At 55.8% G+C, this 14,315-nt stretch carries 9 protein-coding genes; all 9 read left to right on the top strand.

Annotated elements, in window-relative coordinates:
- The first annotated feature begins 12 nt into the window (after positions 1-12).
- The 9 genes from BN3911_RS08095 to BN3911_RS08055 all read left to right on the top strand — a co-directional run bounded on the left by BN3911_RS08095 (position 13) and on the right by BN3911_RS08055 (position 14,256).
- Complete coding sequence (locus tag BN3911_RS08095) at positions 13-915, top strand: carbohydrate ABC transporter permease (RefSeq protein ID WP_066863808.1); 903 nt, start codon at positions 13-15, stop codon at positions 913-915.
- 61 nt (positions 916-976) lie between these two features.
- Entirely contained in the window at positions 977-2,488 is a 1,512-nt protein-coding gene (locus tag BN3911_RS08090; protein WP_147578552.1) for an ABC transporter substrate-binding protein, read from the top strand.
- Between the two features lie 195 nt (positions 2,489-2,683).
- Positions 2,684-3,103, top strand: a complete 420-nt coding sequence (locus BN3911_RS08085) for an ureidoglycolate lyase (RefSeq protein WP_066863803.1) — start codon at positions 2,684-2,686, stop codon at positions 3,101-3,103.
- A gap of 133 nt (positions 3,104-3,236) precedes the next feature.
- Positions 3,237-6,086 carry a glycosyl hydrolase family 28-related protein gene (locus BN3911_RS08080; RefSeq protein WP_066863800.1) on the top strand — a complete coding sequence of 950 codons (2,850 nt, stop codon included), beginning with the start codon at positions 3,237-3,239 and terminating at the stop codon, positions 6,084-6,086.
- A gap of 24 nt (positions 6,087-6,110) precedes the next feature.
- A complete protein-coding gene (locus BN3911_RS08075; RefSeq protein WP_066863797.1) occupies positions 6,111-7,889 on the top strand; it encodes a sensor histidine kinase in 1,779 nt (592 codons plus the stop codon).
- Between the two features lies 1 nt (position 7,890).
- A complete protein-coding gene (locus tag BN3911_RS08070; protein WP_066863791.1) occupies positions 7,891-9,453 on the top strand; it encodes a response regulator transcription factor in 1,563 nt (520 codons plus the stop codon).
- A 293-nt stretch (positions 9,454-9,746) separates the two neighbouring features.
- Positions 9,747-11,567, top strand: coding sequence for a translational GTPase TypA (gene typA, locus BN3911_RS08065; protein WP_066863789.1), 1,821 nt, complete (start codon positions 9,747-9,749; stop codon positions 11,565-11,567).
- 64 nt (positions 11,568-11,631) lie between these two features.
- A complete protein-coding gene (gene pgeF, locus BN3911_RS16995; RefSeq protein WP_242871104.1) occupies positions 11,632-13,326 on the top strand; it encodes a peptidoglycan editing factor PgeF in 1,695 nt (564 codons plus the stop codon).
- A 12-nt stretch (positions 13,327-13,338) separates the two neighbouring features.
- Positions 13,339-14,256: a radical SAM protein gene (locus BN3911_RS08055; protein WP_066863786.1), complete on the top strand. Its 918-nt coding sequence runs from the start codon at positions 13,339-13,341 to the stop codon at positions 14,254-14,256.
- Positions 14,257-14,315: the final 59 nt, after the last annotated feature.

Below are 14,315 nucleotides of genomic sequence, written 5' to 3'. Positions count from 1 at the left end.
TGTAGAATCAGCATGAAAAAGAAATCCCGTTCCCGCACTTCCATATCCGCCCCGGCCAATGCGGTGCTCATCGTGCTGTTCAGCCTGATGATGGTGATGTGCATCTATCCGGTACTTCTGGTTTTGGGCATCTCATTCTCGGATGAGAGGGATGTGCTGATCAATGGCTACAGCATGATTCCGCAGCATTTTACGACTGATGCTTACCGTTTTATCTTCAAATGGTCCGGCACCATCCTCAATTCTTATGGGGTTACGCTGCTGGTCACGGTGGTGGGGACGGTGTGCAGCACCTTTCTCGTCGCGCTGTTCGCCTACCCGCTTTCGCGCCGGGAGTTCTCCTTCCGCAAGCAGTTCTCCTTTTTCGCGCTGTTCACCATGCTGTTTAACGGCGGTATGGTGCCGTGGTACATCGTCTGCGTCAAATTCCTGCATTTGAACAACACCATTTTTGCGCTGATCGTCCCCTATCTGATGAATGCCTTCTATGTGATGATCATGCGCACCTTTTACCAGACCACCATCCCGGATGCCATTGTGGAATCAGCGCGTATCGACGGCTGCGGGGATTTCCGGATTTTTCGGACCATCGTTTTGCCCCTGGCGCTGCCGGGCCTTGCCACAATCGGCCTGTTCAATACCCTGGCGTTTTGGAACGATTACTATCTGCCTCTGATGCTGGTCACCGACCAGAACCTGTATAACCTGCAGTATATGCTCTACAAGCTGCTGGTGAGCCTGAGCATTCTGGAGCAGATTCCCAGCACCAGTTTCAGCATGGAGGCCATGAAGCTGCCGGGGGAGACCGCCCGTATGGCCATGTGCATCCTGTCCATCGGCCCCATAATCATTGCCTATCCGTTCTTCCAGAAATACTTTATCAAGGGCCTGACCATCGGTTCGGTCAAGGGATGACGGTGCGGCATATGGAAAGCAGGGGCCTTTGCGCCCCAGAGAAATAAGGGAGGAAGAAAAAATGAAAAAGAGTAAGGCAAAAGGACGGATACTGCTGGCATTGATTCTGGCGCTGTGCCTGCTGGCCGCAGGCTGCGGACAGCCCTCGGGCAGCAGTGGAGCATCCAAGGGCGCAGAACCGGGGGAGACTTCGGGTTCCGGCGAACTGGAACCCTACGATCTGACCTGGTATGTACTGGGGCCCGCCCAACAGCGGGATAACCAGCGCATCGAACAGGAGATCAACAAATACCTAAAGGACAAGCTCAATGTCACAGTCAAGATGAACATGCTGGACTGGGCCTCCTACGACCAGAAGCTGAAGGCGGCTATCGCGGCCAGCGAACCTTTTGATATCTGCTTTACCGGCGTGGGGATGGTAGACTATGTGCTCAATTCCAAAAACGGCGCCTTTATGGAGATGGACGGCTATTTGGAAAACGAGATGAAGGGCGCTGCCGAAGCAGTGGGAGAGGACTTTCTCAATGCTGCGAGGGTAAACGGACATATCTACGCACTGCCCTGCAACAAGGAAAAAGCTGTCAGCTATGGCTTCGTATACAACAAGACCCTGGCAGACGAATATGGGATTGACATGAGCGATATCAAAACGTATAGTGATATCGAGCCCAAACTGCAGCAGTTTATGGAGCACAATGAAGAACTCACTCCCCTGTTTAACGACAACAGCCAGAATCTCCCCTTCGTATCCATTATGGAAATGGGTGCTAACCCCCAGGAGAAGATAGGAATGATCCTGCCGGACGGCACGGTGGTCAACCAGTATGAATCGGAGGAGTATAAGGCGGCCTATCAGCAGATGCGGGACTTCTACAACAAAGGCTATCTGCGCAAGGACGTGGCCACCATGAAGGACGGCCAATCCCAGAAATCCAACGGTCAGTTTTTCACTTTCCCTGTGAACCTGAAGCCCTGTTATGCGGATGAACTGAACATTCTGGCACAGGGGAAAGGCTTCACCCTGGCTCAGGTGGATGTTACCGACATCTATCTCACCAATGCCCTGGGTTCCATGCAGGCCATTTCCAGAACCTCGAAGAACCCTCAGCGTGCGGCCATGTTCCTGGAGCTGGTAAATACGGATAAATACCTCAATAACCTGATCAACTTCGGCGTGGAAGGTGTGGATTATGAAAAGGTATCCGACAATGTGATCAAATTGATCCCTGACAGCGGCTACGCCCCCAACATGCAGTGGATGTACGGCAACCAGTTCCTGAACTTCCTCAATGAGACAGAAGCGCCGGATAAATGGGAGCAGTTTGAAGCGTTCAATGCCAAGGCAAAACAGCTGCCGGATTTTGGTTTTATCTTCGATGAGACCCCGGTGCAGACCGAGGTGGCCGCCACCCTGAACATTGTAAAGGAGTACAACAACGTTCTGAAGGTGGGGGCTGTAGATCCTGAGAAAACTCTGCCGGAATTCCTCAATAAGCTGCGGGAGGCGGGATCCGAGACTATTGTGGCGGAGATGCAGAAGCAGTTTGACGAATTCAAAAAGGGCCAGGAATAATTTTTAGGAGACATCTTTCGCGGTCCGGCTCCTCCGGCCCGGAAGCTGCCGTCTGAAAAGGGGGATTTCAAATCCCCCTTTTCAGTATTATATTATGATTAAACATTGTAAAACGGAGAGCCCCGCCGCACGGTTTATCTGGAAGGAGAGGGCTGTGATGAAGAAGAGGAATAGCAGGAGAGAGGGGAATTTGTTATGAGAAGAGAGATTTGCGAGATCACCCGGGAAAGCTTTGCGGCCTATGGGACAGTGCTGGAATTCAGCGGCCCCCGGGGCTGGGAGATCGCCGTGCGGGAAGAGAGCCCTGGATGGCGGATCGCCCTGTTGGAATTTGGAGCGGGGCCGGCACGCCGGCTGGAATGCCACCCCTTTTCCCGGGAAAGCTTTGAGCCGGTGCAGGGGACAGGAATTCTGCTGACTGCCCGGCCTGAGGCTCCCGAAGAATTCCAGGCCTTTCTGCTGGATAAGCCTGTGTGCCTGAATAAGGGCGTGTGGCATCAGGTGCTGACTCCGGCGGGAAAAGCTTCCATTAAGATCACTGAAAACCTGGAGGTGGAATCAGAGTACTGGGAGCTGCCGCAGCCGGTTTCGGCAGCCGTGATATTGGGAGAATAAAAACTGATTTTATGTTTTGGGGAAGAAGCCTGTGATAGATCTGCTTTTCCTGCGGAACACATGGCGGTCTTCCTTGAATCGGCACTGAAAAAACGGAGAACAGCGTTTGACGCAAACACGGGGAGGAATTTTAATGGAAATATCTGTCTATCAAAAACCGTTTGCCGACGGTGAGGCGGTACAGTTCAGTCATCGGGAGGGTGATGTCACCCAGGCGCTTCAGGAGGCAATCAACAGCCTGAAGCGGGAAAAAGGGTATGGTATTATCTTTCTGGAGGAGGGCGTCTATCTTTTGTCGGACACGATCTATGTGCCCAGGGCCATCCGGCTGATCGGCTGGGGGAAAACGCGGCCAAGGCTGGTGCTGAAAGAGCGCTCGCCGGGCTTTCAGGAGGACGTGCCGGAGGATAAGGGAAAGTCCCGCTACCTGCTGTGGTTTACCGACCGGGTTCCCGATCCCGGGGAGGCGGTTGCCGACGCCAACGCAGGCACCTTCTACAGCGCCTTGTCCAATATTGATTTGGAAATCGGCGAGAGAAATCCCTGCGCTGTGGCCCTGCGCACCCACTTTGCCCAGCACAGCTTCATCTCGCACTGCAGGGTGTGTGCAGGGAGCGGGCGCGCCGGGCTGTTCGACGTGGGAAACGAATTGGAGGATGTGGCATTTGAAGGGGGAGAGTACGGCATCTATACCACCCGCACCTCGCCCAGCTGGCCCTGCCTGCTGATGAACGCCAGGTTTTCCGGTCAGCGCCGGGCAGCCATCCACACGCGGGAAGCGGGGCTTACCATTGTGAATTTGGAGGTTCGGGACTGTCCCCGGGCCATAGAGATCGAGGACGGCTTTTGTGAAAAGCTTTATCTGGAGGACGGTGTTTTTGAAAATATTTCAGACTGCCTGGTGACAGCGCCTCTGGACCGGTGCGCGGCAAACCAGCTCAGCCTCCGGAACCTTTGCGGCCGGCGGGTAAATTTTATTGCAAGACTTGAAGAGAGCGGAAGGAATGTCAAACCGGAGCAGGAGACGTTTTTCCTCAGGGAGTTTTCCCATGGCCTGGTCATGAAAGGGGTATCAGGGCAGGCGTCACTCCAAACAGTCTGTGAGACAGAGGCGCTTTCCTCCTTCCCTCTTTCCTTCCCCAAACGCATTCCGGACCTGCCTCCCCAGGACGAGTGGGTAAATGTAAGGGAGCTGGGGGCCGCAGGCGATGGTGAGACGGATGACACTGCGGTGCTGCAGCGGGCGGTGGACAGCCACGCCGTGCTCTATTTCCCCCAGGGATTCTACCGCCTGAGCGACACGCTGCGCCTGCGGGAGCATACGGCGTTGATCGGTCTCAACCCCATCTCCACGAGACTGATGGTAAAGGATAACGAGCCGGTCTTCGGAGGGTTTGGCACGCCAAAGCCGCTTTTGGAAAGCGGAAAGGGCGGCGGAAATCTGATTAACGGCATTGCCATTGATACGGCTGCCAGAAATCCGCGGATCTGCGGCTGCAAGTGGACGGCGGGTCCGGACTCCTATATGAACGACGTAAAGTTTTACGGAGGGCACGGCTCTATGAACCCCGGCGGAGAAAATGTGCCTGTCTACAATGAGAGCCGCACAGCAGATTCTGATCCTGCCCGGAAATGGGACTCCCAGTACTGGAGCCTGTGGATTACGGAAAATGGAGGCGGAGTCTTTAAAGATATCTGGAGCGCCAGTCCCTATGCCGCCGCGGGCCTTTTCCTCTCCGACACCGCAGCGGCGGGAGCCATGTATGCGGTTTCGGTGGAGCACCACGTGCGCCGCGAGGTATTGATGCAGAATGTTTCCGGATGGAGTTTCTATGCCCTGCAAACCGAAGAAGAGGTGGCGGAGAGCAGTTGGTGCCAGCCCCTAGAGCTTTCCGGCTGCGATTCCCTGACCTTTGCGGACCTCTACCTGTTCCGGGTGATCTGGGTGGACAACGCTTTCCCGCAGGCGGTTTTGGCCCGGGACTGCCGGAACACGGAATTCTGGAATCTGCACAATTTCACTCAGATGAAATATACGATGGATTTCACCCTGCGGGATGCCGACGGCGGGAAAGCTGTTCGGCCCTGGCAGCTGACCCGGCTCACCCTCAACACAGAACGGCCCGCCCCTAAGTCCGGCGGGCGTGTGGAAAGGCTGGCGGACGGCTTTGACAACGTGGACGCCATCTGCACGGACAGCCGCGGAAATGTGTATTTCTGCGATTCCCGGAAGAAAAACATCTACCAGCTCGATTGTCAGACCGGACTGATCCGCCCTGTTTGGGATACGCCCTACCGGCCCCTTTCCCTGATCTGCGACGGGGAGGATCGGCTGCTGGCGGTGTGCGAATACTTTCCGCCCAAGGGCTCCGGCGAACGGTATCCGAAGCCTGCGGATGCGGAAGGCACAGCCTACGGCGCTTGGTACAACACTGGGTCTGCTATCAAAGTATATGCAGTGGACCCGCAGGACCCGGGCAGGACCATGACGGTTTTGGAATGCAGGGACAGGGCGGAGCTGACAGGGGTGAAGACGGTGGTCTATCCCGGAAACCGCTGGCGGGACAACAACGACCACCTCTCCATCGTCTGCCGCAGCTGGGAAAAAGGCTGGCAGGCGCCGGACGGCGCAACCGTGATTGCCTGCTGCTACGATTTGGTGCGTGCTTGCTGCCTGCAAAAAGCGGTTCCCGGAAAGCCTTTTCTCTCCGCAGATGAATTTTACAAAAGGACGGTGCGCCTGCAGGTAAACGACGCCTGCGAGCTCTTCTCGCCGCAGGTGCTGGAGGAACGGGGAGAATACTGCTCTCTGGAGCTTCCCTCCGGCACGGTGTGCATCCTGGACGGAGGACTCTTTGTGTACCGGCAGGCCGGAGAGCCGGAGTATTTGGAATTTCCGGAGCGGCCCGCCTGTATGGTCCCCGTTGGGGAAAACACTCTGGTGATCACGGCGCGTACCGCGCTGTACAGGGTGAGACTGTAAAAGAAGGCGGGGAGGGAAGGGGCTGTGGGAATTTCAGGAAAACTCAACCGGATGGGGATTCAAAAAAAGCTGCTCTTTGGATACGGGTGTTTTGTCCTGCTGCCCATTTTGGTGGTCTGCGGTTTCTTCCTGCAGCGGATGGTGAGTTCCACCCTGTCCTATACGGAAGACCTGGACCGTGTCTATTTCGATCAGACCGCTGCAAATGTAGACAGTATGCTGCGGGCTAATTTCGCGTTAGCTGACAGCGCAACCTCTTCCTATGAATTAATGAAATATGTCAATACCCTCCATGAATTCCATCCGGACGAGATCGAACCCTACCTGGACTACGGGCGCATCTATGACAGCTGCCTGGTGAAATTCCCCATCACCTCAGGCAGCCTGTCAAAGCTTTCCGTCTACACGACAAATCCTACCATTCTTACCGACAACGTGTTTTTGGTCTCCCAGAAGCAGACGCCCCTGAAGAAGGAAATCCGGGAACGGGTGATGAAGGCAGCCGGAAGCAATGTGCTGTTGGATCCCATTTTGGAGGACGGAAAGGCATATCTTGCAGTGGGAAAGCTGATCGTATCCGACGGGCAGGAACGGATTCAAAATATCCTGTTGCTTCGTACCCCCGAGTCGGAGCTTTGTTCCCTGCTGGGCCGTGGGGACCAGCAGACCTATGTGGTGGGCAGCAGCGGGGTGGTGCTCTCCTCCAATGTCAGGGAAGCAGTTGGAAAGGATGCGGAAGAGTTCCCTGCGCTGCAGCGGATACTGGAGCGAATGCCGGATCAGCCCGTGCGGGAAACGGACACGGTTTCTTTCTACCGCAGCATGGAGGAAGAACCTGGGGTAAGCTGGAGGTTGGTTTCCATCATGTCACGGCGGCCGCTGATGGAGAAAGTGACGGAATCAGTATGGCTGTGTATCATGCTGTGCCTGCTCAGCATTGTGGGGGCTGTAGGCTTCCTGTTGCTGCTCTCCAAAACGCTGACGGACCGGCTGAAGCTGTTGGTGCGCTATGCCACCGATTTTCACGGGGGCGAAGCTAAACCGGAAATCAGGCTGGACGGGCATGATGAGATTACGGAACTCTATGAGGACATGGGACGGATGATGGATACCATCAACCGCCTGATCAACGGTGTGTACCGCCTGGAGCTGGAAAAGAAGGACGCGGAGATCAAGGCGCTGCAGTCCCAGATTGATCCGCATTTTGTTTTTAACACCATGGAATCTGTGCGGATGCGCCTTTGGAAAAACAGGGATTTTCAGACGGCTGAGATCATTCAGAAATTTGCCCTCCTAATGCGCAGAAGCATGGAATGGGATAAGGATACCGTCACCCTCCGGGAAGAGGTGGAGCTGGTCAAAGCATATCTGCAGATTCAGCAGTTCCGCTTTTCGGACCGGATTTGCTTTGAGCTGCAGGTGGATCCCGCACTCTCAAGCTGTAAAATTCCCAAGTTCAGCCTCCAGCCTCTGGCGGAGAACGCCATCCGTCATGGGCTTGAGCCCAAGCAGGGGCATGGAAAACTGAGGATTTCCAGCGAAATCGGCACGGGGGAATTCTTCATCTTTGTGGAAGATAACGGCGTGGGAATGGAGGCGGAAACGCTGCAAAAGCTGCAGGCAGAGCTGGATTCCCTTCCCAGGCAGGAAAATATCGGCATAAGAAATGTACACCGGCGGATCCGGCTGCTCTTCGGAGAGCCCTATGGCCTGCACTTCCGCAGTGAGCCGGGGCAGGGAACTACAGCCGAAGTCAGACTGCCGCTCTGCCAGTTTGAAGAGGGGGAAAAGGAGGAAATTTGACGTGTACAATGTGCTGATTGCGGATGACGAGAAAAACATTTGTGAGGGCATCGCAGAATTTCTGGATTGGCAGGAGCTGGGGTTTCATATCATTGGGCTTGCGGCAAATGGAGAAGAGGCTCTGAATATGCTGTCCTGGCAGCGGTGCGAACTCATCCTTACAGATATCCGCATGCCTGGAATCGACGGGCTGGCTCTGATCCGCCGAATTCAGGAGAAGGATCCCGGGATTAAGATCATCATCGTCAGCGGCTACAGTGATTTTGCCTATGCCAAGCAGGCCATTGAGATGGGGGTAAAAGCTTTCCTGCTCAAACCCATTGACCGGGAGGAACTGCTTGCCGCGGTGAAAAAAATCAAACGTGAACTCGACGGAGAGCTGGAGGAGTACCGCAGGAGCCTGGAAAACGACAGGATTGTGCGTAACCAGTTGTTCCGGGAGCTGCTCTCTCCCGGCGTTTCGCCGGAGGCAGTCAGCAAGCGGCTGGCAGACCAAGGAGTGAAGCTGCAGGGCGGGCGGTTTTTGACGGCTGTGCTGCAGCCGGACTTCGGAGGGGACAAGGATGCGGGCCTGCTGGGCTACAGTATCAAAAATATCGCCTGCGAACTGCTGGAACTCAATGATCTGGAGGGCTACGCTTTTGATTATGACGGTCGCAGGATCGGCCTGCTGTTTTGTGGGGGTAGCAGGCTCGAAAGCGCGGCGCCCGCCTATCTGGCAGAGCTTCTTTCCTGTGTGGAGACCTATCTTCACCTGAGCGTTTCTGCAGGCATGGGAAGACCGGCAGAATCCTTTGGGGAACTGCGGAATTCCTTTGAGGCGGCGCTGGAGGACTGCGGCGGGAAGGCCCTGTTGTCCCAGGCAAGGGAGCCGGAGGAACGGCCCAGCGAGGCCTTCGGGCTGAGCTGGCGTTCCGAGGGTCTGCTCAACGCCCTGCAGTTTCTGGAAGAGGAGACTGTCTGGACTGAGACAGATCGGTTGCTGCAGGAAATTGCGGAAAAGCAGATTCCGGAAAAAGTGGTGCGGGGCGTGTTGTACGGGGTGTTGTTTGAGCTGATGGGCCTCTACCAGAAATATAATATCGGTTATGAGCTGCGCTGGTACGATGAGAAGCTCCGGGTACTGGAGGAGGGATTGTTCCGGCACAGGGAAACGGTGAAGGATTTCCTTTCTGCGCTTTGCAGGGAGGCGCTGCAGCTCTTTCGGGAGACCAGTGTACACCGTCCTTCCAACCTGGTGCTGCAGGTTCAGCAGTATTGTGAGCAAAATTACTCACACGCCTTGAATTTGCAGATCATCGCCAGGAGGTTCTACATGAACCCAGCCTATCTTGGACGATTGTTCAAGGCGGAGACCGGGTGCAGTTTCAGTGATTATTTGAACCGGCTGCGAATTACTGCTGCCAAACGGCAGCTTGCAGCCGGAACCGGCAGAGTCTCTGAGCTGATTGAAACGCTGGGATACAGGAATGAGGAGTATTTCTATCGTCAGTTCCGAAAGCAGGAAGGCCGGTCTTTTGCCGAATACCGCCGTCAGCTGACAGAGCGGCGCAAAGAGGCTTAAGAGCGGAGAGGGGAATCCCTCTCCGCTCTTTTTGCGGTTTTTTGTGCTGCAGCTGAAAATTTTGGATATGGAATTGCCGGAGAGCCGGAGCGGGCTCCAAAGGAAATCACTTTCGCCAGCTGCGGCGGAATAACAGGGAGAAATTTAAAAAATGGCGGCGGTTCCTCACTTTTTTCTTTTCAAAACTGCCGAACAGTGGTATAATAATTCGGTTCATGAGAAGTGATAAGAAAAAGGACTTTTTGGTGCATCCCGGCGCGGCGTGCGCGCCTTCAGGAAAGGAAGTTTATCGAATGGGTACAAGAGAAAATCTGCGGAATGTGGCGATTATCGCCCACGTCGACCATGGCAAGACCACTCTGGTGGATCAGCTGCTGCGGCAGAGCGGCATATTCCGGGCGAATGAAAACGTGGCGGAGCGCGTGATGGATTCCAACGATTTGGAACGGGAGAGAGGAATCACCATTCTCTCTAAGAATACGGCGGTCATGTACGAAAATACAAAAATTAATATTGTGGATACTCCCGGCCACGCGGATTTCGGCGGAGAAGTAGAGCGTATCCTGATGATGGTAGACGGCGTGCTGCTGCTGGTGGACGCCTTTGAAGGCTGCATGCCCCAAACCAGATTTGTGTTGAAAAAAGCTTTGGGCCTTGGAAAAAAGCCTGTGGTAGTAGTCAATAAAATCGACCGTCCCGGCGCCCGCCCGGCGGAGGTTGTGGACGAAGTTTTGGACCTGTTCATTGAACTGGGTGCAGACGATGAACAGCTTGAATTTCCCGTGGTATACGCCTCTGCCAGAGGCGGGTATGCCTCTTTGGATCCCAACGTGCCCGGCACGGACATGAAGCCTCTTTTTGAGATGATTCTCAACGAGGTCCCGGCGCCTCAAGGCGATCTGGAAGGGCCCACACAGGTGCTGTTCTCCAACATCGACTACGACGATTATGTGGGACGCATCGGCATCGGCCGTGTGGAGCGCGGCAGAATCCAAACCGGCCAGATGGTCACCATCTGCGGGGAGGAGGAGACGCCCCGCAATGCCAGAGTGACAAAGCTCTACCAGTTTGAGGGGCTCAAACGGGTAGAGGCGGAATCCGCGGAGCTGGGTGATATTGTGGCGGTCTCCGGTATCGCAGACCTGAATATCGGGCAGACAGCCTGCGCTATGGACTGTGTGGAGCCCCTGCCCTTTGTGCAGATCGACGAGCCTACGGTTTCCATGATGTTTATGGTAAACAATTCTCCTTTTGCCGGAAAAGAGGGAAAGTTCGTCACCTCCCGGAACCTGAGGGACCGGCTTTTTAAAGAGGTGGAGACAAATGTGGCTATGCGGGTGGAGGAGACGGATTCCGCCGATACCTTCAAGGTTTCCGGCCGTGGAGAGCTGCATCTTTCCATCCTCATTGAGCAGATGCGGCGTCAGGGCTATGAGTTCCAGGTTTCCCCTCCCAGCGTGATCTACAGGGAAAAGGACGGAAAGAAGCTGGAACCCATCGAGCTGCTGATGATTGAGGTGCCGGACGGCTATGTGGGCGCTGTCATGGAGAAGCTGGGGCCGCGCAAGGCGGAGCTGCTCAACATGGGCACCAGGGATTCCGGCACTACCCACCTGGAGTTTAAGATCCCGGCCCGGGGCCTGATGGGCTACCGCTCCGAGTTCTTAACCGACACCAACGGAAACGGCATCATGAACCACGTGTTTGACGGCTACGAAGCCTTTAAGGGAGACATTCAGCACAGGACGCAGGGTTCCATCATTGCTCACGAGGCGGGGGAATCCACGGCATACGGCCTGTTTTACGCACAGGAGCGGGGACGCATGTTCATCGGACCCGGCGTAGAGGTGTACGAGGGCATGATTGTGGGTTCCAACCCCAAGAATGAGGATATCGTGGTGAATGTCTGCAAGAAAAAGCATGCCACCAACACCCGTTCCTCAGGCGCCGACGAGGCGCTGAAGCTCACGCCTCATTCCGTACTGAGCCTGGAACAGTGCCTGGAGTTCATCGCGGAAGATGAGCTGGTGGAGATTACGCCGGAGAGTATCCGTATGCGCAAATGCGTGCTTTCCAAGGAATTGCGGATGAAGCAGGCCAGTAAACGCAAATAACCGGGGACCAAAGTTCCCGCGTCATCTGATCGGATGGGAAGAGAGGAGGCGTCTTTTGGACATCGTGATTCTGGACCTTGAGTGGAACGGTACCTACAGCCGCCGTCTCAAGGGCTATATCAATGAAATTATTGAATTCGGCGCCGTGAAGTGCGGCGCCGATCTTCAGGAAAAGGAGAGCTTTTCCTGTTTTGTGAAACCCCAGGTGGGAAAGCGTATCAGCACCACCATTTCCAACCTTACCAGTATTACGGATGAAAACCTGACCGACGGGATTCCCTTCATGCAGGCGGTCAGCAGGTTTCGCAAGTGGGCGGGAGAATGTCTTGTGATGACCTGGGGCACCTCCGATATCCTGACACTGGTGGAAAACTGCCGTTATTTCAGCGAGAGCGGGAAAATTCCGTTTTTGACCCGGTACTGCGATCTTCAGCGTTACGCAGAGGAGAAGATGGGCCTGGGAACTAAGGAGCAGGTGGGACTTGCCAAGGCGGCGGATCTGTTGGGCCTGGACCTTTCCGGCATGGAGCACCACAGGGCGTTGGACGACAGCAGGATGACGCTCAAAATTCTCAGGGAGATTTATGATATATCGGCGGTCGAGCCGTTTGTGGAACTGTGCGACGAGGAATTTTACCGTCGGATCACCTTCAAAACCACCTATATCTGCGACCTGAAAAGCCCGTTGGTGCAGCGCAGCCATCTCCGTTTTGTCTGTCCTAAATGCGGCGGCTCCAGTGAGCGGAAGACCAAATGGATGCTGAAAAACAAGAGTTTCCGAGCAGAATTCCAATGCAGGGCCTGCGGGCATCCCTTTGCGGGCCGTCTGCTGATCAAACAGAAATATGAGGGCCTTACGGTGAACAAAAAAACCTATCCCATTGCACAGATTGAAAAACCACGTCAGGCTGTTCCCGGTCCGTTGGGGGAGATGCGGCTGGAGGTGCGGGAAGGCGTGGGGATACTGCGTTTCCCGCAGCTTGCCGCCCTCGGCGGCGTTAACCATGCCTTTACCACCCGTGTGGGCGGCGTCAGCGAAAGAGAATACGCCGCCATGAACCTGGGCTTCGGCCGGGGGGATACAGAGGAGAAAGTGGCGGAAAACTACCGGATTTTCTGCCGGGCCGCCGGATTTGACAGCGATTCCCTGGCGGCGGGCGCGCAGGACCACCACTGCAATATCCGCCGGGTCACCCGGGAACAACGGGGTGTTGGGATCTGGAAGCCACGGGACAGGGAGAGCATCGACGGCCTGTGCACAGATGACCCTGAGGTCACGTTGGTGATCTACTGTGCGGACTGTGTCCCTCTCTATTTTGTGGATCCTGAGCATCACGCCATCGGGCTGGCTCATGCCGGCTGGCGCGGCACGGTGATGGGTATGGCCAGGGCCATGGTAGAACGGATGAAGGAGGAGTTCGGTACGGATCCTGCCCTCCTCCAGGCGGCAGTCGGCCCCTCCATTTGCCGGGATTGCTTTGAGGTGGATGAGCCTGTGGCAGCGGAGTTTTTGAAGCTGCCGGACAGCGGGCATTTTGTCACGGGGCCGGTCGGAGAAAAATACCATGTAGACCTTTGGGAGTGCAACCGCCGTTTCCTTCTGGAAGCGGGGGTTCCGGCGGAACAGATCACAGTGGGAAAAGTGTGTACCATGTGTGAGAGCGACCTGCTGTTTTCCCACCGGAAGACCCAGGGACGCCGCGGCAGCAACTGCGCTTTCCTGGCGCTGAAGCCGGCGGAAGCGGATCAGGCTCGCTGAAGGGCGGAGAGAATGGAACTGGAAAAGATAACCGCCTGCTGTGTCTGCCCCCGCTGCTGCGGGGCGGCCAGAGGGAAAACGGGAGACGGCATATGCAGAAGCGGCGCGGAAATCCGGGTGGCGAGAGCTGCTCTGCACTTTTGGGAGGAGCCGCCCATCAGCGGGGAGCGGGGCTCCGGCGCTGTCTTTTTCACAGGCTGTCCGTTGCGCTGCCTGTTTTGTCAGAATGGGGAGATCAGCGCTGGGGAAAACCTGGGAAAGGCCTTTTCTCCGGAAGAGCTGAACGGGCTGTTTCTCTCTTTGGAGGAGCAGGGGGCCCACAACATCAATCTGGTTACGCCCACCCATTTTGCGCCGGGTATCCGCAAAGCGCTGTTGCTGCGCAGGCCGGAAGTTCCAGTGGTGTACAACACCTCCGGCTATGAGCGGGTGGAGACGCTGCGGACATTGGAGGGCTTGGTGCAGATTTACCTGCCCGATTTTAAATATGCAGAAAGCGGGCTGGCCGGAGAGCTGTCCACGGCTCCGGACTACCCGGAAACCGCTCTGGCCGCAATCGGGGAGATGGTGCGGCAGACGGGAGCCCCTGTCTATGATGAAAACGGCATGATGCGCAGCGGCGTGCTGATCCGGCATCTGATTCTGCCGGGGCATACCAGGAATTCCATTGCTGTGCTCCGGCTGATCCGGGAAAATTTCCCCGGGATCCCTGTCAGCCTGATGGCGCAGTATACTCCGATTAAGGGGAGGCTGTTGGATGCTTCCTGCGTCATCGGAGCGGAGCTGCCTGAGCTTTTCCGGCCCATTACGGCGCGGGAACTTCGGAAGGTTCAGGAAGAGCTGTTCTCTCTGGGCCTGGACGGCTTTGTGCAGTCCCGCAGCGCTAAGGGAACAGAATATGTGCCCGATTTTCATCAATTTGAAGCGTGACTTCCGGTCTCAGTGCCGCCCGCACAGGCGGGCGGCATTTTTGACTGCAGCTTATTAAA

Origin of the sequence: Neglectibacter timonensis (assembly GCF_900048895.1) — a bacterium.
Classification (GTDB): domain Bacteria; phylum Bacillota; class Clostridia; order Oscillospirales; family Acutalibacteraceae; genus Acutalibacter; species Acutalibacter timonensis.
This window is presented reverse-complemented; position numbering and strand designations above follow the sequence as displayed.

Coding starts and splice junctions, on each gene's coding strand:
- BN3911_RS08095 (WP_066863808.1), top strand. CDS start 13: ATGAAAAAGAAATCCCGTTCCCGCACTTCCATATCCGCCCCGGCCAAT.
- BN3911_RS08090 (WP_147578552.1), top strand. CDS start 977: ATGAAAAAGAGTAAGGCAAAAGGACGGATACTGCTGGCATTGATTCTG.
- BN3911_RS08085 (WP_066863803.1), top strand. CDS start 2,684: ATGAGAAGAGAGATTTGCGAGATCACCCGGGAAAGCTTTGCGGCCTAT.
- BN3911_RS08080 (WP_066863800.1), top strand. CDS start 3,237: ATGGAAATATCTGTCTATCAAAAACCGTTTGCCGACGGTGAGGCGGTA.
- typA (WP_066863789.1), top strand. CDS start 9,747: ATGGGTACAAGAGAAAATCTGCGGAATGTGGCGATTATCGCCCACGTC.
- BN3911_RS08055 (WP_066863786.1), top strand. CDS start 13,339: ATGGAACTGGAAAAGATAACCGCCTGCTGTGTCTGCCCCCGCTGCTGC.